The sequence below is a fragment of the Anaeroglomus insulsum genome, from assembly GCF_050689095.1.
In the GTDB taxonomy this organism is placed as follows: domain Bacteria; phylum Planctomycetota; class Phycisphaerae; order Sedimentisphaerales; family Anaerohalosphaeraceae; genus Anaeroglomus; species Anaeroglomus insulsum.
In genome coordinates, this window is record NZ_JBOGCL010000007.1 from 106,825 (window position 1) to 131,096 (window position 24,272).

The window sequence follows — 24,272 nt, forward strand, 5'->3', positions numbered from 1 at the left end:
GGAGCACCGGCAGGATTCCAATTGGCGGAATCCATAAAATCAGTGCTGACTGCCCCTACCCAGGTACTGTCGGCACAAACCAGGCCGGCGGCAAAAACATACAGTAAAATGGACATCGTTTGTTTGATTGCTGGATTTGCTTTCATTTTAGTTTTTAGCCGTAAACCATTTAATACACAATTACTTAAATAACACACAAAGAAAGCTGCCAATACCCCATAACACGCTTGCCCCCATGGTTAGCCCTTATTATATAGCAAATCCGCCAATAGATTTGCTAAAATTCTTTTTAGAAACAGAGTTTTGCCGCGATTTGCTGACCCGGGCATAATTTTTTTAAAAAACCATCCAATTTCTCAGAGTTTGTCTATTATTCATTAAGGAACCAGGACGTCTTAATGAATGAAGATATTCAAGATATGCCGGATCATAAAATACACAACGAGGATTACCAGCTTTTTATCAAGCTGTATCTGGCTAACGAACGGCGGATCTATGGATACGTCAGGGCACTGATTCCCAATTGGTCTGATGTGGATGATATTATTCAGGAATCGGCCTCGGTGATGTGGTCGAAATTCGGCGAATTCGAAAAAGGCACGAATTTCAGTGCATGGGCCTTGCGAATCGCTCATTTTCAGGTCCTGAATTACTACAAAATTAAAAAGACCAATAAACTATACTTCAGCGAAGAAACCATCCAGTCCTTGTCACAAAAAATCCTGTCCACCAATCCCAATACGGATGAACGAATACGCGTGCTGAAACAATGTATTCAGAAGCTGCATGACCATGAACGGTCGCTGATTGAAATGCGGTATGAGCCGGGAGCCACAACTCAAAGCGTCGCCCGTCAGACCGGCAAAGAAGTCCATTCCCTGTATAAATTATTCAATAAGATTCACGCCCGGCTGCTGTTATGTGTCCGGCGTACTCTGGCGGAGGGCGAACTGATATGAAGATGACGCCAGAGCAGTTAAACAGACTCCTGACCCTGCTGGGGGCATTACGTGAAGAGGTTTTGACGGATGCCGAATTTGCAGAATTGAACCAGATGCTCCAGACACTCCCTCAGGCCCAGGATATCTATCTGGATTATATTACGCTGTGTACGGAGCTGTGCAATCTTCAGGCGGCCACCCGCCATAACCCGACAATCACACAGACACTCCAGCACCCGGAGAAGACAGGCCTGTGTGATCCTTCTGTCCCCCTGGACGTGCTTGAGATACTGGGTGATTACGAGCGTACGGCCGAGCGGATTGAACTGCCGCGCGAGATCCAGACATCTTGTTCGCCGGTGCCTATCCACCGGGTCTCGCACAATATCTCCAAAACTCCGATCATCACGGCGATTGCATCTCTGGCGGCCCTGGTTTTTCTGCTGATTTTTATTTATCTCAAACCCCAAACCACCTTTGAGGTAGCCACCATCACCGATTCGATTCACGCAAAATGGTCTTCCAGCCATCCCATCAGGCCTGGCTATCGTGTTTCAGTGGAACTGGAGCCTATTCAACTGCTTTCGGGGGTGCTGGAAATGCAAACCGACCACGGAGTCAAATTGCTTCTGGAAGGGCCAGCGGAATTTCGCTTTACCAATTCGTCAGAAATTGCCATGAACTATGGGAAATTGTATTCCACCGTCGGGCCTGCCGGCAGCGGTTTTACGGTACAGACCAAAAACTCACGCATCATTGACCTCGGGACAGAATTTGGTGTGCTGGCAGAACTGCATGACCGTTCGGAAGTGCATGTATTTCGCGGCAAAACGCTGTTTATTACCGGCAATAAAAATGCCGCAAAAACAACCGTCGATGTCTCGGCCGGCCAGGCGTATGCAGCCACTCCGTCCTCGGCCCATCGAATTGAGCTGAATCCCACGGGATTCGTCAAAGCGATTGATTCCAAAAGCAGTCTGATCTGGCGGGGACAAAATGAAATCAGCCTGGCCGATGTGGTTGGCGGCGGCAATGGATTCGAGGCCGGCAGGCCCAACATGGGAATCAACCCGCTTTCCGGAACGTTTGAGGCTATCAATCGGTCGAGCCGAAAGGCCGGCAATCGGTTTACAGCCGTAGCGTCCAATGCCTTCATCAATGGTGTATTTGTTCCGGATGGAACCACCGAACAAATCGTCAGTTCAGCCGGACATGTATTCAAAGAATGCCCGCCCACACACGGGATTTTTTATGCCCCGGTCTCCAACACCCCCAGCGAATTCAAGGATTTGTCGCTGTTTCTGGGGGGAACCAACTACAGCCTGCCGCAGAATCCCAGCATCTTTCTCCACGCCAATCTGGGCATCACCTTCGACTTGAATGCCTTCCGCAGCCGCCTGCCGGGAGCCACAATCGAACAATTTGTATCTGAAGTCGGTGTGTGCGATACCGCTCCGGGACCTTTCAATGTCGATATCTGGGTCCTGGTGGATGGCCAGGTCCGCTATGCCAGGACTGGAGTCACCCAAAAAGGACTCCAGGATTTACTTAAAATAGACCTCCGGGACCAGGATAGTTTCTTAACCTTAATCGCCACGGAAGGTGAAAACTCGGACGATAATCCGGACTACCAGCGGTCTTCCATCGGCTGCGATTGGGTTTTGTTCGGCAGGCCGGTGCTGACATTAAAACATATGCCTTAGGAATTCGTGCTCTAAGGAACTTATTAACTTTATTTAGGAGGTTCAGTTATGAGAAGAAAAGTATGGTTTATGATTCTTTTGGCGTGCATGTGCGGGCTTGCTGCCCACGCAGACGTCACCACCACCGTAGTCAGCTCCGCCGACACAGGAATCCGGAGTGCAACGGCCACCTATGGAGCTGACACCTATATGTACATTTATGGAGCAACATCAACGTACTATATGGGCTATGTGCGATTTGACCTGAGAGGATTAAGCATTTCAACGGTTCTGGATGCCAGCTTAAAGATGACCGTATCCGGCGGCGCCCCCCGGAATGATACCGTTGTGACCGGCCGGTATGGTTTGCATGGATTAAACAATGTCGCCGGCAATACCCCGCAAGACTGGGATGAGGCAACATTAAATCAAAGCAACACCGGATTGGAAGTCAACTGGTCGGCCTCCGGCGGGACACTCGATTTGGCCCGGCTGACTAACCTGGATTCAGATGACGCTACCGGTACCACCGAGACTATCGTCAACGGAACCGGCGGGGGTTATGCTCCGGGAACAACTATCACCACCACAGGCGCTCCGCTGGTCAATTTCCTGCAGAGTCGAGTCAACGACAACGGCCTGGTCACTTTCATCATCCGACAGGATGGCAGCGGTGCCCGAGGTTATGGCCTGGCCACCAAAGAAAATGCCACTGTGGAATATCGGCCTGTGCTGACTATCACCTATATCCCCGGCGGCGCCAGCAATCCTGAGCCTGAGGACAAAGCCGTTGTCAATAAAGATCTGCTGACGACGTTAAGCTGGAATCTCAATCAGCCCGGCATCGGGAAATGCGATGTCTATCTGGGCACAGAACCCAACCTGCTGACCATGGATAAAATCACGCTGTCCCCGGCAGGCAGCTCGGTTGCGATTAATGACTTTCCACACTTTCAAACTCCGCTGAATCCCGGCACCTATTACTGGCGTGTGGATTGCTACATTGGCGATCCTCTGCCCAGCGAACCCAATCTGCCCGGCCAGTTCTGGAGCTTTACTGCTACATCCACACCGGTAGTGACCCAGCAGACATCACCCGCCAAGCAATCCAAGTTTGACGGCAAAGGCGAAACGGCGGAATTTACCGTCGCTTTGAGCAGTGCCACTCCGATTACTTATGCCTGGTACCGAAGTGTCGATAATGCCAACAACACCGACGCTGACGATGTTCTGGTCGGCACCAACTCCCCGACCCTGACTTTAACCAATGTCACCACAGCCGATCAGGGCTATTACTACTGCAAGGCCACCAATCCCGGCGAAACCCGAACCAATCCGGCTCGGCTGTCCATCAAGCGGCTGCTGGCCCACTGGAAGCTGGACGGCGACGCAGCGGATGCCTCGGGCAGCAATCAGAACGGCACGTTGTTCGGAGATCCTGTCTTTGCAGCCGGTGTCAATGATAAAACAGGCCAGGCCATGGTATTTGACGGCGTCAATGATTATATCCGTGAACCCAACAGTTTTGAGGATTTTCTCCCCGGCGTTACGATTTCGGTCTGGGCCAAACCCACCGCCGCTGGAAGCTGGGCGAGATTCCTGGACTTTGGCAATTATGATGGGACGACTTACAGCGACATCATTTATCTGAGCCGAAACGGCACATCAAACAGCCTGAGCTTTACGGTCTATGGCGGGACAGCCGGCACTACGATTACCGCCACCAATGCCATCGCGTTAAATGAATGGCAAATGTTTGTTGCAACCATGGATGATCAGGGCAATGTCGTCCTTTATAAAAACGGGCTGCCTATTCAGACCGGCACCATTACCCAGACACCGGCGATTGTCACCCGTACCAGCAACTATATCGGTAAAAGCAACTGGTCGGCGGATGCCTTATATGCCGGCTCGATGGATGACATTCGTCTGTATAACTATGCCCTCACCGCGGATAATGTCGCGGATATGTATTCGGATATTGCGGGCAACTTCTGCAGAACCAAACCGGCCTATGACTGGGATGGAAACTGCAAAGTGGACCTTGGTGATTTTGCAATCTTTGCAGCTCAATGGCTGACCTGCGGCATGTATCCGGAATGTCCGTAACAGTTTAAAAATAACGTTTCAAACCAAGGCGGGTGGTGTACACTGCCCGCCTTTTTTATTTGCTGTCACGGGCGGCAATCCGGTCAGCCCATTTCTTCTGCCATTTGCGATACTCATTGGCAACGGTCTGGCCCCAGCCGCCATACCAGGAGTAGCCATTCCGACGGTCCGGTCCCAAATCATTGAAATCATAATATTTGACTCCGTCGCGGTCGGCAAAAAAGGGACGATTGGTTTCAATCTCATAAAAGCGGGCCCAGAGAGGTTCCGCATGCGGATCCTCGACGGCAACACGATTGCCGCCTGATTTGGTGATCCGAATGCCGTGAATCACAGACGCTTCATACCACTGTGCCCCGGCCATGACAGCGTCAATGACTTCAGGGCCGGGATTGTCCAGCGACATCAGCAGCCGCAGAATCGAGGCGCTTTCGGAACCACTCAGCGATACCAGTTCATAACTGCGGCCCGGACGGGGAGAAAAGTCAACCGCATCGTGCTGGGCACACCAGACAGTCAGCTTGCCATTGACCCGAATCTGACACTTGAGAATGCAGTCAATACCCCGCTCAAAGGCCTGCTGGGCTGCTTTGCGATTCTGTGCATCCAGAAAATCATATAAGGGCAGGGATGCTGCATCCCGCATAAAAATCATCAAATGGACCATGGTATCATCGTTAAAGGTAATATGGCGATGATACTGCTTGCTCAGGGGATAGTACTGGGGCCAGCCGCCGGAGGGATACTGGGCCTCCAGGATATGTGCAAAACCTTTGAGGAAGGCTTGTTTATAACGTTCGTTACCGGTGGCCTTGAAGATGCGGGCCAGAAAACGCATCTCTCCCACCGTCGCCCCATTATCAAATGTTCCTTTAAGATCATTGGGGTCCCCCGTATAGGGCTTGCGCGTCGTATCCACATTCTTGGGCCAGCTTCCGGCCGGACTCTGCCAGGTCAGAAAAGTTTCGGCAACCTGTTTAGCCTCGGGGCCGGCAAACCAGGAATCTTCTTTCTTTTCATATTGATCCAGATACGATGCGGCACCAACCGACGCTATCCATGATAACACAAATACAGCTAATCCCATCTTTTTCATAAATGCCTCGTTTATTGTTGTAGTTGACCTTCTTGTGCAAGCAGATATTGACATAACCCACAGTGCTCAAGCCTCCGAAGGCCTTCAACGACTGACGCTGCGTTGAGTTTTGCTCCGGCCGGGGTGGTATGAGTGTGATCGTCCAAAAAGAATTCGGCTTTCACTTTGTCCTGTCCCAGGATTTCATAATGGTCGGCGATAATCGCATTCAAATCCACAAAATCAGCACCGCCCTGTTTAGCCGCCTCAGAGGCCCATAAAGCGTAATCTGCGGTCGCACGAATCACGGTTTTGCCTTCTGTATCCCAGATATTGCGAGACACCAGAGACAGAATAATCGGCGTAGCTCCTTTGGCTTTGGCATCGGCGATATATTTGCGAAGATACCAGCCGTAGGAATGTACAATTTCGGTTTTGCCAGTGGCTTCCATAACCACTTCCTGTGTGTCATCGCTGTTGTTATGAAGCGACGCCCTTGCCCGGCCGGTGTTCAGCGGGCCGTTGTCGTTATGGCCAAACTGAATCAAAACAAAATCCCCCGATTTCATCTCGGCAAGCACCTTGTCCCACAGGCCTTCGGTCTGAAACGTCCGGCTGCTGCGGCCGCCGAGGGCACGGTTTTTGACGTTGATTTTGGTCGTATCGAAATAGGCCGCAATGGGATCCCCCCATCCCTGCAGCCCTGGCGTGTTATTTTTGACCGTCGAATCCCCGATAATCCACAGTGTCGGCAGAGTATTTGTCTGGTCCGGAGCCGGCTTGTCAAGTGGAATGGTTGCCAACGGAATCAGGCGGACCAGGCCCAGGAGACCAGCATCCCGTATCGGCCAGGCAGATGCGTCAAACGGCTTATAGTCAATATTAACCACGTTGGTGTCGTAAAAGTTTTTCCATACGACCTTGTTGATATCCATATCGCGAATACGATTGGCAGCGACATTGGTTACATCGATTTCCAGCAGATTGCCGGATGCTTTAAGTTCCGAGGATGCTATCCGGATTTGGAACGGTGTGGTAAAGACGGTCCCCAGATTCTGGCCGTTCAAGAAAACCCTGGCGCTGTCGGCTACACGCCCAAGGTCAAGCGTCCAGGCTTCGGCCTCAATGTCGGGTTTGTCGAATACCATCGCATAGCGGGCGGTGCCGGCAAATCGGCGTGCGTTGTCATCGCCCAGAACGGTCCACGAAGCCAGGGATTTCGTTTCGAAAGGAGCCGGGATGTCAGGTCCGCCGTCGATAAACCGAACCTTCCAGAGACCTTCCAGGGTAATCGGCTGGCCGGCGGTTTGAAAATAGTCCCATTTGGCAATTGAGGTTGAGGTTGCCGCCGTTTTCAAGGCACGCAAAATCATCGACTGGCCCGGTTCAAGCTGCAAATATACCTCGGTAAGTCCCTCGGCTGTTTTCCGGAATGCTGCCAGGCCGGACTTGCCCGTCAGGGGATCCATCATCACAACTGACTCCGCCTTGACCGACAATGGAACCCAGTCGTTCAGACACGGTGTCGCAGGATTATGGATAAATTGTTCATCCTGGTTGGTGATAAAATACCAGTATCCGGCCTCGTCCGAACGTCGGATATAGTAAATCCCCGGATGATCGACCATGGATTCCCGTCGGACCGCGGCGGATCGGAGCATGATATCCAAATCTGCACTGACATAAAAACGCCCCTTGCCCACCGAAGCCATACGACCCGAGTCGGATGATATATCCCATGAAATCGTTTGGAGCAGTGTCTCCATGGTGTTACGCTGTGTTTTCAGGTCCTTTAGTCCAAACACATCGGATGGCAGATGGTCCACAAAAAGAACTGCAGCCCCCTCCCGGGCAAGACGATGCAGTGCCTGCAGGGTCTGCAGCGGAATAAAGGACACCGGCGGCACTACTATGGCCCGGTAATTGCCGCCGGGAAGACTCACACCTGATGAATCGGCTTTGGCCTGGAGTAACTGCCGATCGGAAACATAATCGAAGGCATAGCCTTTTTTCCACAGCATCGAGGCAACCTGGCCAATCGGCTGCTCTCGCAGCCATCCGGTCCCATGCACAGTTAAATCCTGATTCAGACCCTTCGGTTCGGACCAGTAATCGCAAACTGGCCAGTACAGCAGGATATCATTGTCCGGCTTGCCCGTCTGGAGAACCGATTGACATCGTGCCAGATAGGTATTCAGAGCCAAAACATCCTTCCAGATGGAATTGCGCGGGTTCATCTGGGTAGAGGCATAAAATACCCAGCCCGGCCAGGGAGCCTCTTTGGGTGAGTAACACGTTCCGTGATAAAAGACATGATTGACCCCGCTGACAAAAAGACCGTCAATAAAGGGCTTTAAATGTCCCAGGGTTACCTGAAAATGCTCCTGCAGCCAGGTTCCCGTTTCGCAGGAGGTGAATCGACGTCCTGCGGTGTGAGCCGCCGAGGACGCAAATTTGGCAACCAGGGGATTGCGGTCAAATCGGAAGAATTCGGTTTCAGGGCTGTCGGACAGGGCATACAAATCAAGCAGATTGGCCGGTGAACCATGGGCCTCATTTCGCGTCAGAAAGCCTTTGGACCTGGCCCACTGGACCCAGGTCTGCGTGAAATGATCCGTCATCATCTCGGAAATCGTCCAGCGGTAATCGGCCTTGACGCGTGCGGCAAGCTGCAGATCCGCATTGGGATCCAGCAGTGCCGGCAGATAATCCTGCAGTCGATAGCCCCGGCGTTTTTGGAACTCACTGAGCAAATCCGGGGACCAGTTGCAGACATATTCATAGGAATCATGATAAATCGCTCTGGGCAAGTGCCCTTTATATTGACTGAATACCTTGTCGAATTCTTTCAGGAATGTTTCTGTGGCCTGCCGTGAGAAGGGATTAAGCATGTGCCCCTGCCCGCCGGGGGCGGCACGCTTGACTTTGCGTCCGGAGGGCTGCTGCCACAGTTCATAAATCTGCCAATCACCCTGCGGTGCAGACCATTTTATCTCACCTCCGGCAACCTGATCAGTCAGCTCCACAATCTGCCCATTGGGGCCATAGGCCATGAGGGTCTGAACCGCCGGATTTACTTTATACCGGACTTCGGTCGGACCTGTTACTTTTTCAACCTTGTATTTGACGATGGCATTGGCCAGACTATCAGGAATCATCGGCCCCCCGAAACACCAGCCGGTACCCAGCGTCATATCCACACCCAGCCCCAGGCGGTCGGCTTCGGTCACCGTGTAGTCCAGCATCTCCATCCATTGCGGACTAAGGTACTCGATATAGCGATCCTCATATCCTTTGGCACCGTAAATCGGAATAATATGCACACCGCCCATCCCGGCCTTTTGGTATTCCTGAAGCTCAGAGGCAATATTATCCTTATCTACCGCACTACCCATCCACCACCAATAGGCCCACGGACGCATTTGCCGGGAGACGTCCGGCCAGAGCTGAACATCCGATTGCGCCACCGCCATAGAACACCAGCCGGCAATCCATAATACAAACACTCCCACACCACAGGTCCAGATGGACCGACACGGCCTCTTTCCGTAAATATCCTGGTTCATTGTGCTGTCCTTATTCCAATCCTTGTATCTTGTCACAGTTTTTCAACTGCGGTTTTGTGCCGTCTTGCGTGTCGATCCTGGTATTGGTAAACATCCAGTCCTGGGCATTGCTGATAGTACCGGCGGTTGCGGCTTTGATCAGGATATGATCAAAGATAAACCGTCCGGCCCGCTGATTTTTCCGCCCGGCCACCGCAAAAGCCACCTCGGAATCAATAGATTCAATATTCCTGATGGTAATATCGTGAATATACGGCGTGCCTTCTTCCGGCCCAACCTGACGCATCAAGACCATCCAGTGCAGCGGCAGTGGCTTGCCCTCAGCTTCAATCTGTTTGCGGACTTCGTCGGGCACGGTGTTATAGGCCGGGTACCAGTCGTAATTCAGGTCGATGGTTTTTTCCACCTTCTGCATGGTAATATCATGTATCTGAATATCTTCAACCGTGCCGCCGCGGCCCTGCGTGGACTTGAAACGAATCCCCGAGCCGGTCCCAAAAGCCTTAAGCCGATATACCTCGACATTGCGAATCCCGCCGGAGGTTTCACTGCCAAAGGTAATCAGACCGTGCCCTCGCCGTGCAATACAATCCCGAATAATCACATTCTCTGTAGGCCGATTGACTCGCAGACCATCGGCATCGCGTCCGGCCTTCAGGCAGAAGTTGTCGTCGTTGCAATCGATGTCGCAATGCTGTACCAGAATATCATTGGACGAATCGATATCAATCCCGTCGGAACTGGGGCCGAACTGGTCATCCCGATTGGCTCGAATCGTCACGCCATCCACCACCACATGGTCACTAAAACAAATATGAATCGTCCAGAAGCCCGGCTCTCTGAGCGTCAATTCCTCCACCGACACATTCGAGGATTTATAAATCAGCATCAATCGCGGCCGTTTGCAGTCATAATCCACCACCCAGCGAAGCCCCCTGGCACTGTAATCCTTATTCATCGCCCAGTACCGATCCCACCACATCTTGCCCGAACCGGTTATGGTTCCCTTGCCATAGATTTTCACATCCCTGAGATAATGGGCGTTAATCAGGGCCGCCGGCCAGTACATCTCAATCCCCGCCACCCGTGTAAACACCAGCGGATACGCGGCATCATCCTCGACCCCCTGAATCGTAACGCCTTCATCCACCCGCAGATTGACCTTGTCCCGCAGAAAGACCGAGCCGGTCAAATACGTCCCCGGTGAAAAGACAACCGTCCCCCCGCCAAAGAAATAACAGACATCTATCGCCCGCTGAATCGCTTCCGTACAGACGGTCTTGCCGTCGGCTTTCGCCCCATAGTCGCAGGCATTATAGTCTTTGCCCGAAGCCGCCGCAGCTTCCGTCTTCGGCTCAACCGGAGGCTTTAAGTCCATATAGGTAACTGCATCCCGGTCACAACTGACAACCCCATCCTGATAGTCCAGTTCGACGACCTGAATCGAACTGCGCCGCTGTTCATAGGCATCTTTGTTTGCTTCAGGCCCCCTGCGGCCCGGGTGGGTAAAGTAGAACACATACGCACGCTCACCGCTGACCACTACATCGGGATGTCCGCCCTTGACCTGGTCGTCAGTCCCCTGTCCGGGTTTTTCCAGCAGATTGCTCTTTTGACGTGTCCAGTGGATTCCATCGTCGGAGACATATAACCCCAGCCCATTCCACACATCCACCACCATCCAATATTTGTCTTTCCACCGAAAGACTTTGGGACCTTCCCCCGGCTGGTCGCCGATGGCCTTGCCGCCATCCTGCCAATGATATAAATCCTTGCTGTCGGCATAATAGATCGACTTCTTGTCCTTTTCATTGTTATACCACATTCGCCAGCTTCCATCGGGCATCCGAAACACACAGGCATCAATGACGCGATCCGACGCCAGGGCAAGAGTTGATTCATATTTCCATTTCAGCAAATCGCTGCTGGTCAGGTGAATAATCTGGCGTGTTCCAGACCAGTCGGTATGCATCCCCGGCACAAAGGTCAGGTACATATGGTATATGCCCTCATGAGCAATCACTTCCGGCGCCCAATAGCTGAACTCCCCTTCACCATAGCCAATCTCCGCTTGCCCACGATAGGTCCAGGTCGCCCCGCCATCAGAGGACTCGGCAATCCCTATCGGCGTCCCATGCACCCAGGACACGCCCGGAGTATTCGGCACATTTGCCCGGCGGTTGGTGTACAACATAAACCACTTGTTTTCCTGCTGATTCCAGCACACTACCGGGTCGGCAGCGCCATCATAAACCGGGTCACGGAACAGAGGTTTGGGGGCAGGCTTGCCCGGCCGGGGAGCTGATTCAGCAGAAGTGTATCCGCAAAACAAGGTCGAAAATACAAGAAAACCGACTAAAACCGCCTTCGACGGTGTACCGCGTGTAACTGTCATAACAATCTCCTTATTTTGACCACAGCGACTCCTTTGGCCGGCAGTCCTTCCGATTATATTCCCACCCGAACTAACAAGGATCGAAGATTGCTCGAAATCACGCAACTTTGGGCCGACCGGGTACAATACTGTTCAAACAACAACATTATAACAATCAGATACTGCTTTGGAATAGGCGATGCTGTTTCTATTAAATAGTGGAAATCAGTCAAGATTAACCTTTATTTTTCCAGAAAATTCGATTTTATGTTTTCCTTATCCAAAAACTTGACTTTTGCACCCCAAATATACATTGAATTCTGGACAGGTTGTATGTTTTTGTTTCAATAGGATAAATACATTGGCTAATTCAGGCCTTTTTTCTGATAAGAATATAGTAGAACAATCGAAATAGGATACGATGGAATCAAATAATAAAAATCGAGCTGAGTTTTTGTCGTTGTTTATGTCCAACCACAAGGCCATTTATGCCTACATTTTGGCCGTGGTCTGCGATGTCCACAACGCCGACGACCTGATGCAGGAAACCGTCCTGTTTTTATGGGACCATTTTGACCAGTATAAATCCGGAACCAGCTTTATTGCCTGGGCACGATCCGTATCCCGATATAAAATACTGCAGTTCTTTGACCGCAACAAAAAGGAACCTGCCTTTCTGGCCCACAACCTCCTGGAAGCGATTGAAAAAGACCTGAATCAGCGGGAACACGGCCTTGATGAGCAGTTTCGTATGCTGCAAAACTGCCTGGAAAAACTGCCTGAACCACAGCGGCAACTGCTTCAGGATAAATACCAGAAAGGATTAAACATCAATCAAATTGCCGGCATTCTGGGTAATACCGCAAATGCCCTGTACAAACGAATGGCCCGCATTCATCTGGCCCTGCTGGAGTGCATGAATCGTTCAATGAAAATCCAGGAGGCCAATTCATGAATTCGCCTGCTGCCAAAGCCCAACTCTGTGAATGGATTTTGCGAAAGCTCGAAGGGACCCTGACCGCCCAGGACAACGAAGCCCTGATACAGCTGCTCAAATCCTCCCCCGATGCGGTGCACTTGTATAATGATATCATTCTTTTGTATTCCAATCTGGCCACACCGGGCAAAATTTCGCTGGGTACCAAAACTTCCGCTCCGTCCTGCAAACAACTCGACGCCCTGCTGTTCAGTATGGCCCAGGCCGAAAATGACGCACCGTCTCTGGAGACAGAGCCTGCATCCAGGCCTCCCCAGACGCTTCCGGCACAACCGGTCGCCATTGAAAAGGCTGTCTCTCACATCAATACGACATCCCTGGTTACCGCCATGGTATCCCTGGCAGCCCTGGCCATAATGATTGTGTATGTCATCCTGAATCCCCGCGTCTCGACGGACGTGGCAACCCTGGCCGATTCCATCGACGCCCAGTGGTCGTCCGATACCCCCATCCAAGACGGCGGACGTCTGGTTGCTTCAACTCCGCTGCACCTGCTGGGGGGGATAGCCAAAATCATCACCGATAAGAATGTGGAATTGCTGCTGGAAGGCCCGATGGAGTTTTCATTCGATTCGGTTTCTGAACTCCGAATGAAATACGGCCGCCTGACCGCCAAAGTATCCCGTCAGGGCGTTGGCTTCTCGGTCAATACCCCCAATACCAAAATTATAGATCTGGGAACGGAATTCGGCGTATTTTCCGATTTGAACGAAACAACCGAACTCCACGTCTTTGCCGGCAAAACAAATCTTATTACACTGCAAAACAATTCCATGGTCAGCTCGCAGATGGTTCACGAAGGTCTGGCCCGTCGGGTCAACCAGCTCTCCGAAATCCAGACAATCGCCCTTAAAACCGAGTCCTTCCTGCGTCAGATTGATTCGTCGCATCAACTGATTCTCCGAAGCAGGCACATCAACCTGGCCGATATAGTCGGCGGCGGAAACGGCACCAACACGGGGCAGCTGAACGCAGGCATTAATTATCATGGCGATATCGACCTGCTGGACACAGTCAGCTCAGCTCAGGGCCCGCAAGGGTATATTCCCGTTGATGCCAGCATCTTTGTGGATGGTATTTTTATTCCCAACGGCTCAACCCGGATATCATCGCAGGGCTTGCAGTTTGATTTTGAGCCAACCAACGGCCGCTACTGGCTGGGAATTCTGAATGGGGCCTGGCACAAAGTCACCCTTTCCGCCCAGATTCCCCGGCACAATCTGCGTCTCAACGGCATTGAATACGGCGTGGACGGCCGGCCTGCAATCTATTTAGCTGCCAACCAGGGAATCACCTTTGATCTGGAAGCAATCCGAGCCTATTACAAGACCGAGGTGACGGAATTTACCGCCCTGTGCGGTATTTCTGAAACCTATAATGACTATAAACATTTAATGGACAAGAAAACATTCAGTGATTCGCCCAATGCTGATTTTTATGTGCTGGTAGATGGACAGCCGTATTACGAACGCACCGCTGTCAGTCCGTCCGATGGGGCCGACAGCATTCGTATCAGCATCCCTGCCGGCGCCAGTTTCCTGACGCTGGCGACTACTCAGGGAAACGATCACACCAATAACGGCGACTGGACACTGTTCGCTGAGCCGTTATTGCGATTAAAGTAAAGGGGGGCTCTAAAAATGGCTTTCAAGCGGCAAAGAGAAGATTTTTGTCCGCCAAAATGAATTTTTAGAGGAACCCTAAAGGCAATACACAGCCTGACCCATAGGCCGGAGCGGGTCAGCGGGATTCGCTTCGGTGATAACATTCTTATATGTGTGGAGGAAAAATGATGAAAAAAATGAGTATCTTGATGCTGCTGTGCGTTATCGCAGGCCTGGCATCCGCAATGGTGGTGCAGACCTCAAACACCCTGCATTACTGGAACTTCGACAATGGCACAGGCAAGGATCTGGCCGGGACGTTTGATGTGGCCGCCTATGAAGGCGCTTCCCTGGCCGGCGGTGTGGCCAATACGTTTGACAACCAGGCTTCCAACACCGGAAAACTGATCGCCGACGCCACAGGCTATACCAATCTGACAGCCCTTTCCAACTTTATCGGTGCGGATGGGTCCTTTACCTTTGAGGCGATGGTTAAACCCATGCTGGCTGATTCCGGGGCACATCAGGAAATTATCTGCGGCGAAAGTGATTCAGGCACTGCCAGCAGCCGCGGTTTCCAGTTCCGTATCCAGAATGATGATAAAACACTTCGCTTCCAGACGCTTTCCGGCTCTGTGGCAGCTTATGATGCAGCCATCAGCTATACCGCAGGACAATGGTATCATACTGCCGTGACCTACAATGCTGCCACCAGCACATTAACTCTGTACTGGACAATTGCAGGCGGTACACTCGCCCAGGCCGGATCATGGAGCAACGTCGCTCCCCTCAACGGTGCCACCATGACACGGTTCTGCATCGGCAACGAACTTCGTTCGGTCAGCGGCTATGGCAATGAAAATTTCGAAGGCTGGATCGATGAAGTCGGCATTCATGGCGTTGCATTGACGGCATTCAATACCGCGATTCCGGAACCGGCAACGATGACATTGCTTGGGCTGGGTGTAGTGGGTCTGCTCAAACGCCGTCGTATCTGATTCGGTATGTTGACAGCATTTATCTGTGAGGGGGCTCTGTCAGGGGCATCCCTCACAGATTTCAATCCCGGAATTCATAGGATGAACCTGGCCATGTCCCTATCGGGGGTAACCAGATGCCCTTTATGCTCAACTGAACCCGACAGACACACCATGACCCCGCCAGCAACAAAGTCAAATGCTTCAGGCGGCTGTAGTCAACCTTACCGAAAAAACTGATGTCAGACCCAACCCGTGTTCCAGACCGCATACTGACAATTAACCGGAACCGCCATGAACCCTATCCATAATATCATCCTGTTGCTGATCGGATTCGTAAGCATCCGTGGTTATGCCATTATTCCAGGGCCGTACTCGGTGGATGAGCATACCCTTCACCTGTATCATTTTGACGGCCATGCCCGCGACGCTGTCGCCTCCAGCGCCCTGGACTTCACGTTGTCCAATGCCACCGCCAACGCCGCTTCTTACTCCGGTTTCGGTACGGCACTGGATACCTTCACCGGCGGCAATACCGCCATTGCCTACCTCGACGAGAAGCTGGTCGGCACCTATTTTACCGGGGCCGACGGTGCCTTTACATTCGAAGCAATTATTAAACCTTTTGTCGCAATCACCGCAATCCCAAACCATATGGAAATCATCTCCGGTGATGATGAGGACGCCAGCCGAAGCTGGCAGTTCCGAATCACCACAGCCGGCCAGCTTGAATTCAATAATCTGTCCGTCAGCGGCAATCAATTTCTCGCTGCGTTGCCAACGACCGGCGACCATGCTTATCAGGCCGGTCAGTGGTATCATGTGGCGGTTACCTATAACGGCCAGCAAGGCACAGCCGGTAACCTGAAATTCTACTGGACCAAACTCGATGTCGAAACGACCACCGCTATCGAGCTGGCATCGTTTCAAATGTCCGGCGATATCAATCCGAATTTCGCCCCGGATTTTGCCATCGGCAATGAAGCCCGCAATGACCCCGGCGAAAATTTTGAAGGATTAATCGATGAAGTCCGCATCAGTTCAATTGCCCGCGGGCCTGATGATATGCTGTTTACCTCCAATCCGTATATCCCGGCTTTTGTAACACACCCTGCCGATGTGATCGCCAAACAGCCGCAACCGGCCCAACTGACAGCCGTTTTCCAGAGTCCCCTGATTCCATCTGTCCGATGGTTTAAAGCAGATTCCCGGGGGGATATTGAAATACTGCCTTCCGAGCCGGACATCACCCTGACCACCACGTATGATTCCAGTTCAGATACTTATACGACCCTCCTGACATTCCAGACCCTCGCGACGTCAGACTCCGGAACCTATTACTGCATAGTCAGTAACGCTCAAGCTCAGGCAAAAAGCCATTTTGCCCAACTGCGGGTCCTCGGGATGACGGCTTACTGGTCTTTCGATGTGGCGGATTTCTCGGGCAATAGGTATCTGGATAGAGTCGGCGGCCATCATGCCCAGGCAACCGGTTTTCCGGTCTTTACCGCCGGAGCTGATGGCAAACCCGGCGGTGCAGTCCTGATCGATTCACAAAACGGCCTGGCACAGACCGAAGCCTTCGACCCTACGCTTGGAACCCGCACAATGACTATCAGTTTTTGGGTCAACTGGCAGAATCCCAACGGGGCCGCCGAAGATGTATGGATGAAATCTTCGACAGCCGAAAATGATATCACTGCAGCCGAAGGCATCCGGACCGATGACCAGTGGCATCAAATCTGTGCCGTATTTGACGGAACGCTCGGCAGAATTTACGCAGATGGTGTCCGCATCGCCGAAGGCCCCTGGACGATACCGCAAAAGACAACCGCCCTCTTGAATATCGGCTCGTCGCTGGATGGCAGTCAGCCACTGACGGCCGCTATGGACGACCTGCGGATTTATAACTACCCAATGACTGACACTGAAGTCGCGGATATTTATTATGCTATTACGACAAAAAGTGTCTGCATCCTGGATTTCACCTCGGCCTTTGACCTGACCGGCCCCAATGGCCAGCCGGACTGCCGGGTTGACTTGCTGGATTTTGCCCTTGTCGCTCAAGGCTGGCTCGATCTGTACAATACCGCCGACTTGCCAGGGCTGGCTGCTGACTGGCTGTCATGCAAACTCTATCCGGCCTGTCCACAATAACACATAATCCTTCTAAATGGGCTTTAACCAACAATGCTCCCCCCCCGTCACCCGCTCGCCAGCCTTCGCTCCAAACCACCTTTTATCCTGGACAAGGCATCTCTCTGAAGAAACCAAACGAACCCAATTTTGCTGTAAACCTTTCAAAAACAGCAATTTCAGCAAAAAAGTATCAAAAAAACATCGACTTATGATAGTCATCAGACAATTTAAACGATACAAAGAGTAGTGTAACAGGCGGAGTCGAGATAAATTAGCCTATTTCTGTCTTTTATGAGGACATAGAATGACCAAACTGGATCCAACCAAGCTGAAGGATTGGGAAATCGCCGAGCTGGCCGAGGAGAATATGAAACCCCTGTATCAGCTTGCCCGCGACCTCGGGCTGGCCTATGGGGAGTTGCTGCCGATGGGCGAGAAGCTGGCCAAGATTGACTACGCCAAGGTGCTGGAGCGGCTGCGTTACGCTCCGACCGGCCGCTATATCGATGTGACAGCGATCACCCCCACACCGCTGGGCGAGGGCAAGACCACCACGACCATCGGCCTGGTACAGGGTCTGGGCAAGCTGGGCAAGCGAGTCTGCGGCACAATTCGTCAACCCAGCGGTGGCCCGACCTTTAACATCAAAGGCTCCGCAGCCGGCGGCGGCCTGTCGCAATGTATCCCGATGGTGCCCTTTTCCATTCGCCTGACCGGCGACATCGAATGTGTAACCAACGCCCACAACCTGGCTATGGTGGCGCTGACTTCCCGGATGCAGCATGAGGCAAACTATGACGATGCAAAGCTGGCCAAGATTGGTCTCCGCCGGCTGGACATCGACCCGACTAATGTCCAGATTAAATGGGCGATCGATTTCTGTGCCCAGGCATTGCGGAATATCGTGATTGGCCGGGGCGGCAAGATGGATGGGGTCGAGATGGAATCCGGCGCCCAGATTTCCGTATCCAGCGAAGTGATGGCCATTCTGGCGGTATCCAAAGACCTGGCCGACCTGCGGCAGAGGATGGCCAAAATTGTCGTCGCATACGATAAACAGGGCAATCCTGTAACGACTCGAGACCTGGAGGTTGATGGCGCCATGACGGCCTGGATGGTCGATGCGCTCAATCCCAATCTTGTCCAAACCATCGAAGGCCAGCCGATTCTCGTTCACGCCGGCCCGTTTGCCAATATCGCCATCGGCCAGAGCAGCATCATTGCGGACCTGGTGGCTACGCGGCTGTGCGAATACGTCGTTACTGAAAGCGGCTTTGCTGCGGATATCGGCTTTGAAAAATTCTGGAATCTCAAGTGTCGGATGTCCGGTCTGAAACCGCACGCAGTGGTCGTGGTCTGCACGGTGCGGGCCTTGAAGATGCACGGCGGCGGCCCTGCCGTCAAACCCGGAGCCCCGCTGGCGCCGGAATACAAGCAGGAAAATCTCGCCTTGCTGGAAAAGGGCTGCGAGAACCTCGTCGCCCATATCGAGATTGTCCGCAAATCCGGCATTCGCCCGGTTGTGTGCATCAATAAATTCTACACCGATACCGAGGCGGAGCTGAACCTGGTGCGTTCCATTGCCCAGCAGGCCGGGGCGGAAGCGGCGGTATCCGACCACTGGCTGCGCGGCGGAGAAGGTGCAATTGAACTGGCCGAGAAAGTCGCGGCAATGGCACAGGAAGAACACGAGTTTGAATATCTGTATTCGCTGAACATGCCGCTTAAGCAGCGTATCGAATTGATTGCCACGGAAATCTACGGGGCCAAAGGCGTCACCTATTCGGAAAAGGCTTTAGCCAAAATCAAAAAGCTCGATGCCCAGCCGCACATCCGCTCGCTGGGAACCTGTATGGTCAAGACGCACCTGAGTCTGTCGCATGATCCGGATTTGAAAGGCCGGCCCACCGGCTGGGAGCTGCCGATTCGGGACGTGATGGTCTATGAGGGGGCGGGCTATGTGGTGCCGATTGCCGGGGACATCAAACTGATGCCCGGAACAGCGTCCGACCCGGCCTTCCGCCGTATCGATGTGGACGTCAAGACCGGCAAGGTGCGGGGCCTGTTCTAAGGCGGCTCAGTCGCCCTGCCGTAACCGACGGGCCAGCAGCGACAAGCCAAAAATGGCCGTGCTGACCAGAACGATGCAGGCGCCGGTCGGCAAATCCAGATAGAATGAAATGCCGAACCCCACAACCGCCGACAGCATCCCGAAAACCGTTGCCGTTAAAACCAGCGAACGATGTCCGCGGCAAAGCTGATAGGCCGCAGCGGCAGGATTGGTGATCAAACTGAAAATCATCATGCCGCCGATGAGCTTGATATTGATGGAGATAATCAGCCCGCACAGGGCCAGAAACAGAGCGTACACCAGACCACTATGCACCCCGGTGGCGGCGGCAATCTGACGGCTGAACAGGATGACTTTTAATTCCTTGTTGCACAGCATCGCAAAGACCGCCAGCACAATGGCGGTTGCGACAATCACCACAACCGACTCGCCGCTGACAAACAGGATGTTACCCCACAGCAGGCCGAGGATTTCATTACGGCTGTCTTTGACCAGACCCATCCCCAGAAATGTCAGCCCCAGCATCAGAGAAAACAGAATTGCAAGGCCCGCGTTCGTATCAAGGCGGGATTTTTCGGGAGGGATGGCGGCCATCGACATTGCCATCAGTACCGATAACGCCATCGCCCCCAAAACCGGATTCATCCCGAACAGCACCGCAAGGATAGTCCCGGCCATCGCGGCATGGGAGATACAGATACCGATAAAGGGAATACGCATCCCGACCAGATAAACCCCGAGGAATCCGGTCGATGCCCCGGCCACCGCACCAGCCAGAATAATCGTATAGAAGAAGGAATCCATCGGTTAATCGCCTCCGGGGAATGAGTCAAGGCCATGGTTCCATTGAGGCGTCAGGCCAGGATAGATATCCCGCACCAGGCTGGATTCGAAAACCGTCTGGGCCGGACCGTCGATGGCCACCCGTCCGGCATGGAGCAGGACGGTACGATCTTCTTTTCGCAGCAGCGACTGGATATCATGAGATATCATCACCGTCGTCAGATTCAGCTCGGCGGTCAGACGGCGGATCAGGGCAATGATTTGCAGCTTCCAGTTGATGTCGAGATTGGAGGTCGGCTCGTCAAGCATCAAAACCGACGGCTGCTGAGCCATCGCCCGGGCAATCAAGACCTTCTGCTGTTCGCCGCCGGAGAGGCTGTTGAAGGTTTGCCGGCTTTGGTCGGCCAGCCCTACAGCCTCCAGCCATTGGTCCACGATTGCGTAATCGCTGCGAGTCAGGCGCGTCAGCAGCGGCTTGACACTGCTGCGCCCCATGGCGGCAACTTCGCGGACGGTAAACGGCAGATGACTGTTGTACTCGGCGGATTGCGGGATATAGCCGATGTGCCTGCGGAGATTGCTTTTGCTCCAGGGGTTCAGGGCTGTCAGGCAGGCAGAGCCGAAATGCACCTGACCGGTGTCGGGCGCCAGCAGACCGCACAGGATTTTCATCAGGGTGGTCTTGCCGGCACCATTGGTACCAATAATGTGCACAAACTGACCGGCGGGGATTTGCAGCCGCGGAATATCCAGAATCGTGCGGGAAGAACGGACGACTGTAACCCCCTTGACATCCAGACTGATCCCCGCCATCAGTGAACCGCCTCGATAAGAGCATTGACATTACGGGTCACAAGAGCATCAAACGCCGGGCTTGCATCCCCTTGCGGAAAATTGCTGAAGACAGCCACTTTAATAGCCAGATGCTCCGCCAGGGCTTTGGCAAGCTGCGTCCCTTCCTGTTGATTGGCAATAATCAGGGCGATGGGATTGCGGCCGGTGTTGCTCAGATTCTGATTGATTTGAGCGGCAGTTTCAGTGTCACTACCGGCAAAGGTATCCACAGGATTTAATCCCAGCCAGCGGCAAAATTCCGCCTGATGGCGTGAGGTCAACACATTCAGGCCAGTCAATCCCGCCTGTTCGATGCGGGCTTTAACGCCCTGCTCAAGCTGTGCCAGACGCTCCTTGATTTCGGCCTGCCGCAGCCGGAACTGCTCACACTTATCCGGATAGAGTGTGCCAAGTGCCTGGGCTGTTTCGTCGAGCATCGCCAAATAGGTCTGCGGGATACACATCCCAGGGCCGGGTTTGAGCGTAATCACCTTCGGGGCATTGGCGGTTTTTCGGTCGAGTACTTTGGCTACGTTGCTTTGAAAATCAAAGACCAGCAGCACGCGGGCCTGATATAACCGCCAGGCCTGCGACGGGGTCATATCGAAATGCCCCGGACACATCCCCGGCGGGGCCAAATCAAAAACCGGCACGGTATCGCCGCAAAGATCCCGCACGATCGCCCCAAGATAGGCATTGGCCACGGCAATCTCGTCCTGTCCTGCCGAAGGCGGCAAAGTCTTTTTGCATCCACCCAGACACGCCAGCATCACAACGATCATCACCCTCGCTGCCGAAGCCCAGGTCGTATTCATGGATTCCCCTCGAAAGAACCGATCTCACTGCCGTTTTTCAGACGCATCCGAACCAGAAAGCCCTTGCGCTGGGTGTAGCCAAACCAAAGCTCTTTGGGTACCGGGTATCGGTTGGCGGCAGTCCGCAAAAGCCAGTCTTCATCAAAATTCGGGCCCACACTGAACACCACCCATTTGATGGGAGACGACTCAATATCGCTGTGCCACTGCCCCTTGTCTGTGTCGAGGCTGCTGGCAGCGGGAAACCCATTCGGTGTCCACAGCCGGGCTTTGGTCCATTTATCGATAATATCCCGGTCGCGGATGCATTCGCCGACACTGCGGTATTTATAGGTACGTCCCGGATGAAACCGGTCTTCCATCGCAACACTCATCGCTTCGTCGGGACTTTTGGCAGGCAGATAATCGCCGCGGGTCAGTTCGGCGGGAAGCTGGAATAAATGGTCTTTGAGAGACCCTGATCCGCAGTCTTCACGCGTGGGCGGATACTTGCGGTGCTCGGTATGGTAACACTCCAGCGCCAGGGCAATTTGTCGCAAATCCGAATTGGTACTCAGGATTTTGGCCTGCAGGCGGGCTCGATTCAGTGACGGCATCACAATCGCAATCAGCAGGCCAACAATGGCAAGCACCACCAACAGCTCGATTAACGTAAATCCCTTTTTTACGGTCATCTTCACGACTCCCGGCGGCATTCGATGAGCCGCAATCCTGGTTTTTTTTGTCAATAGGCCGGTTTGGCTACTGACACAAACCCGGCGTGCACTTCATCCAATTGCCCGCCAGTTCAGCAAAATCGATAATATCCACTTTGAAATCGCCGTTGATATCGCCCGGCAGATTGCCGCGCTTATATCCGCGATGGGTCAGCACCAGACCATTGCCGTCGTAATTGGTTACCCATATACGATAGCCGTCCTTGCATACGTTATAGCTGCTGCTTTCCTGGTCCATGATACCAATCACATCGATAAGGCCTGTGGGACAGGCATAACGCCGGAAACCATCACCAAGCCCCAGCAGGACCGGAAAGGTTCTGCCCGAGCCGTCGGCTACAGTAACCGTTTTATTCGGACCCCAGTTTTCGGGATCCACAATGGTTACGTTCTCCAGCCGAACCAGACACCCCTGATGATATTCAGGGCCGGTCAGACGACTGGGATCAAAGATATACTGGTTATTTGCGTCTTTGAGCTGATCCAGTGTAACAGCCTCAGCGACAGGCAGTCCGACTGCAGGCTTGACCAGCTCGATGGTAAAATCCTTGAATGGAGCTTTGTCGTGCTGTTCATTGCAATTGATCTTGCCTTTGTAGAATTTATACCACCCAGTTACGCGGACACGATCGCCGGGTGTAAAGACATAACCGGTATTCGGGTCGGTATTGATGCGCCACAGTTCATCCAGCAATTCGGCATCGGTATAATCATCAGAGCTGGTCACTTTGCTGTAATACTGGCCCAGCCAGATGGCCGTGCCGGCATGGTCCTGCCCTTCACCCTGAATATAGACCTGCCACTGGCCACCCATGTAGCCTGCACCGGGGGCGGGGTTGAGCATTTCTTCGGGGGAATTTAAGACAATCCCCTCAAAAACAACCTTATCTGTAGCCGAATAGGTGCCGACCCCGTTGGCGTTAACGGCCTGTAATTGCCGATGCGTAACCTCCGCTATCGTTGCATCTGCTGCATACACCAGAGTTGAAGACAGACATGCCAATAAAGATACCCATTTTGCTGCTCTCATCGTACCACCCTCCAACGTGAATTTCTTGATTATAATGCGCATACGATTCTTCCATTTTTGCTACTGCGCATAAAAATATCAGGAATTTGCTACGCAGTCAAGCATAAATCCGCTATAATAACGCCCTCTGGCGTTTTTTATAATACAATTAAAAACAAGGACTTAGAGGATTTTGGAGCATGGACAACAAAGCATTTACCATCGATTTAAACCAGACTCAGGAGTATCAACCCCTGTTGCGAGGCACTCCCCAGACCTGCGGGATGCGATCTGGGCGGGTGTATTTGCTGCCGGGGCAGGAATGCGGGCAGCATTCGACCAACGCCCACGAGGAGCAACTGGTTTTTCTGGCCGGGCAGGGTACGTCATATCTGGGGCAAGACCAGAGCCAGACTATTCCTGTCGGTTATGGAAAGATTCTGTATGTACCGCCGCACACGCTGCATAACATTAAAAATACCGGTACCGAGCCGCTGGTTTATATCTATTGTGTAACCCCCATCCTGCAGACAAGGATCTAATCAAAGTTGTCAGCTGAGCCTTGTAAAACAGAACCTCT

The 24,272-nt window shown here is 52.8% G+C and carries 17 protein-coding genes; 9 read left to right on the forward strand and 8 right to left on the reverse strand.

Features of this window, described 5'->3' with window-relative positions:
• Positions 1 to 398 precede the first annotated feature (398 nt).
• Genes ACQ9LF_RS07900 through ACQ9LF_RS07910 form a run of 3 tightly spaced genes read left to right on the forward strand, consistent with a single transcriptional unit; the run spans position 399 to position 4,732 of the window.
• The gene (locus ACQ9LF_RS07900) at positions 399 to 959 is read left to right on the forward strand and encodes a sigma-70 family RNA polymerase sigma factor (protein WP_462488844.1); all 561 of its coding nucleotides are present in this window, start codon (positions 399 to 401) and stop codon (positions 957 to 959) included.
• On the forward strand, positions 956 to 2,644 hold the full coding sequence (locus tag ACQ9LF_RS07905; RefSeq protein ID WP_462488845.1) for a FecR domain-containing protein: 1,689 nt from the start codon (positions 956 to 958) through the stop codon (positions 2,642 to 2,644). Before ACQ9LF_RS07900 ends, ACQ9LF_RS07905 begins: the two co-directional genes overlap by 4 nt.
• A 48-nt stretch (positions 2,645 to 2,692) precedes the next feature.
• Positions 2,693 to 4,732, forward strand: a complete 2,040-nt coding sequence (locus ACQ9LF_RS07910; RefSeq protein WP_462488846.1) for a LamG-like jellyroll fold domain-containing protein — start codon at positions 2,693 to 2,695, stop codon at positions 4,730 to 4,732.
• A gap of 55 nt (positions 4,733 to 4,787) precedes the next feature.
• Here ACQ9LF_RS07910 and pelA read toward each other — a convergent pair whose 3' ends face one another.
• Genes pelA through ACQ9LF_RS07925 form a run of 3 tightly spaced genes read right to left on the reverse strand, consistent with a single transcriptional unit; the run spans position 4,788 to position 11,768 of the window.
• Positions 4,788 to 5,828, reverse strand: coding sequence for a pectate lyase (pelA, locus tag ACQ9LF_RS07915; RefSeq protein ID WP_462488847.1), 1,041 nt, complete (start codon positions 5,826 to 5,828; stop codon positions 4,788 to 4,790).
• Positions 5,829 to 5,839: 11 nt separating this feature from the next.
• Entirely contained in the window at positions 5,840 to 9,373 is a 3,534-nt protein-coding gene (locus ACQ9LF_RS07920; protein ID WP_462488848.1) for a glycosyl hydrolase, read from the reverse strand.
• Between the two features lie 10 nt (positions 9,374 to 9,383).
• Positions 9,384 to 11,768 carry a glycosyl hydrolase family 28 protein gene (locus ACQ9LF_RS07925; protein ID WP_462488849.1) on the reverse strand — a complete coding sequence of 795 codons (2,385 nt, stop codon included), beginning with the start codon at positions 11,766 to 11,768 and terminating at the stop codon, positions 9,384 to 9,386.
• Positions 11,769 to 12,168: 400 nt separating this feature from the next.
• Between ACQ9LF_RS07925 and ACQ9LF_RS07930 the strand changes: the two genes are divergently transcribed.
• From ACQ9LF_RS07930 to ACQ9LF_RS07950, 5 genes are all read left to right on the forward strand, one after another.
• The gene (locus tag ACQ9LF_RS07930; RefSeq protein WP_462488850.1) at positions 12,169 to 12,702 is read left to right on the forward strand and encodes a sigma-70 family RNA polymerase sigma factor; all 534 of its coding nucleotides are present in this window, start codon (positions 12,169 to 12,171) and stop codon (positions 12,700 to 12,702) included.
• Positions 12,699 to 14,369: an NPCBM/NEW2 domain-containing protein gene (locus ACQ9LF_RS07935; RefSeq protein WP_462488851.1), complete on the forward strand. Its 1,671-nt coding sequence runs from the start codon at positions 12,699 to 12,701 to the stop codon at positions 14,367 to 14,369. The genes ACQ9LF_RS07930 and ACQ9LF_RS07935 overlap by 4 nt, the downstream gene beginning before the upstream one ends.
• A gap of 164 nt (positions 14,370 to 14,533) precedes the next feature.
• Positions 14,534 to 15,346, forward strand: coding sequence for a LamG-like jellyroll fold domain-containing protein (locus ACQ9LF_RS07940; protein ID WP_462488852.1), 813 nt, complete (start codon positions 14,534 to 14,536; stop codon positions 15,344 to 15,346).
• Positions 15,347 to 15,619: 273 nt separating this feature from the next.
• The gene (locus ACQ9LF_RS07945) at positions 15,620 to 17,482 is read left to right on the forward strand and encodes a LamG-like jellyroll fold domain-containing protein (protein WP_462488853.1); all 1,863 of its coding nucleotides are present in this window, start codon (positions 15,620 to 15,622) and stop codon (positions 17,480 to 17,482) included.
• Between the two features lie 286 nt (positions 17,483 to 17,768).
• Positions 17,769 to 19,535 carry a formate--tetrahydrofolate ligase gene (locus tag ACQ9LF_RS07950; protein WP_462488854.1) on the forward strand — a complete coding sequence of 589 codons (1,767 nt, stop codon included), beginning with the start codon at positions 17,769 to 17,771 and terminating at the stop codon, positions 19,533 to 19,535.
• Positions 19,536 to 19,541: 6 nt separating this feature from the next.
• On the opposite strand, the gene ACQ9LF_RS07955 is transcribed toward ACQ9LF_RS07950, so the two are convergent.
• The 5 genes from ACQ9LF_RS07955 to ACQ9LF_RS07975 all read right to left on the reverse strand — a co-directional run bounded on the left by ACQ9LF_RS07955 (position 19,542) and on the right by ACQ9LF_RS07975 (position 23,713).
• Positions 19,542 to 20,339: a metal ABC transporter permease gene (locus ACQ9LF_RS07955; protein ID WP_462488855.1), complete on the reverse strand. Its 798-nt coding sequence runs from the start codon at positions 20,337 to 20,339 to the stop codon at positions 19,542 to 19,544.
• A 3-nt stretch (positions 20,340 to 20,342) separates the two neighbouring features.
• Positions 20,343 to 21,131: an ABC transporter ATP-binding protein gene (locus ACQ9LF_RS07960; protein ID WP_462488856.1), complete on the reverse strand. Its 789-nt coding sequence runs from the start codon at positions 21,129 to 21,131 to the stop codon at positions 20,343 to 20,345.
• Complete coding sequence (locus ACQ9LF_RS07965) at positions 21,131 to 21,967, reverse strand: metal ABC transporter substrate-binding protein (RefSeq protein ID WP_462488857.1); 837 nt, start codon at positions 21,965 to 21,967, stop codon at positions 21,131 to 21,133. Before ACQ9LF_RS07965 ends, ACQ9LF_RS07960 begins: the two co-directional genes overlap by 1 nt.
• A complete protein-coding gene (locus tag ACQ9LF_RS07970; protein ID WP_462488858.1) occupies positions 21,964 to 22,641 on the reverse strand; it encodes a prepilin-type N-terminal cleavage/methylation domain-containing protein in 678 nt (225 codons plus the stop codon). The genes ACQ9LF_RS07965 and ACQ9LF_RS07970 overlap by 4 nt, the downstream gene beginning before the upstream one ends.
• A 67-nt stretch (positions 22,642 to 22,708) precedes the next feature.
• Entirely contained in the window at positions 22,709 to 23,713 is a 1,005-nt protein-coding gene (locus ACQ9LF_RS07975) for a hypothetical protein (protein ID WP_462488859.1), read from the reverse strand.
• Positions 23,714 to 23,892: 179 nt separating this feature from the next.
• Between ACQ9LF_RS07975 and ACQ9LF_RS07980 the strand changes: the two genes are divergently transcribed.
• Positions 23,893 to 24,234, forward strand: coding sequence for a cupin domain-containing protein (locus tag ACQ9LF_RS07980; protein ID WP_462488860.1), 342 nt, complete (start codon positions 23,893 to 23,895; stop codon positions 24,232 to 24,234).
• Positions 24,235 to 24,272 lie beyond the last annotated feature (38 nt).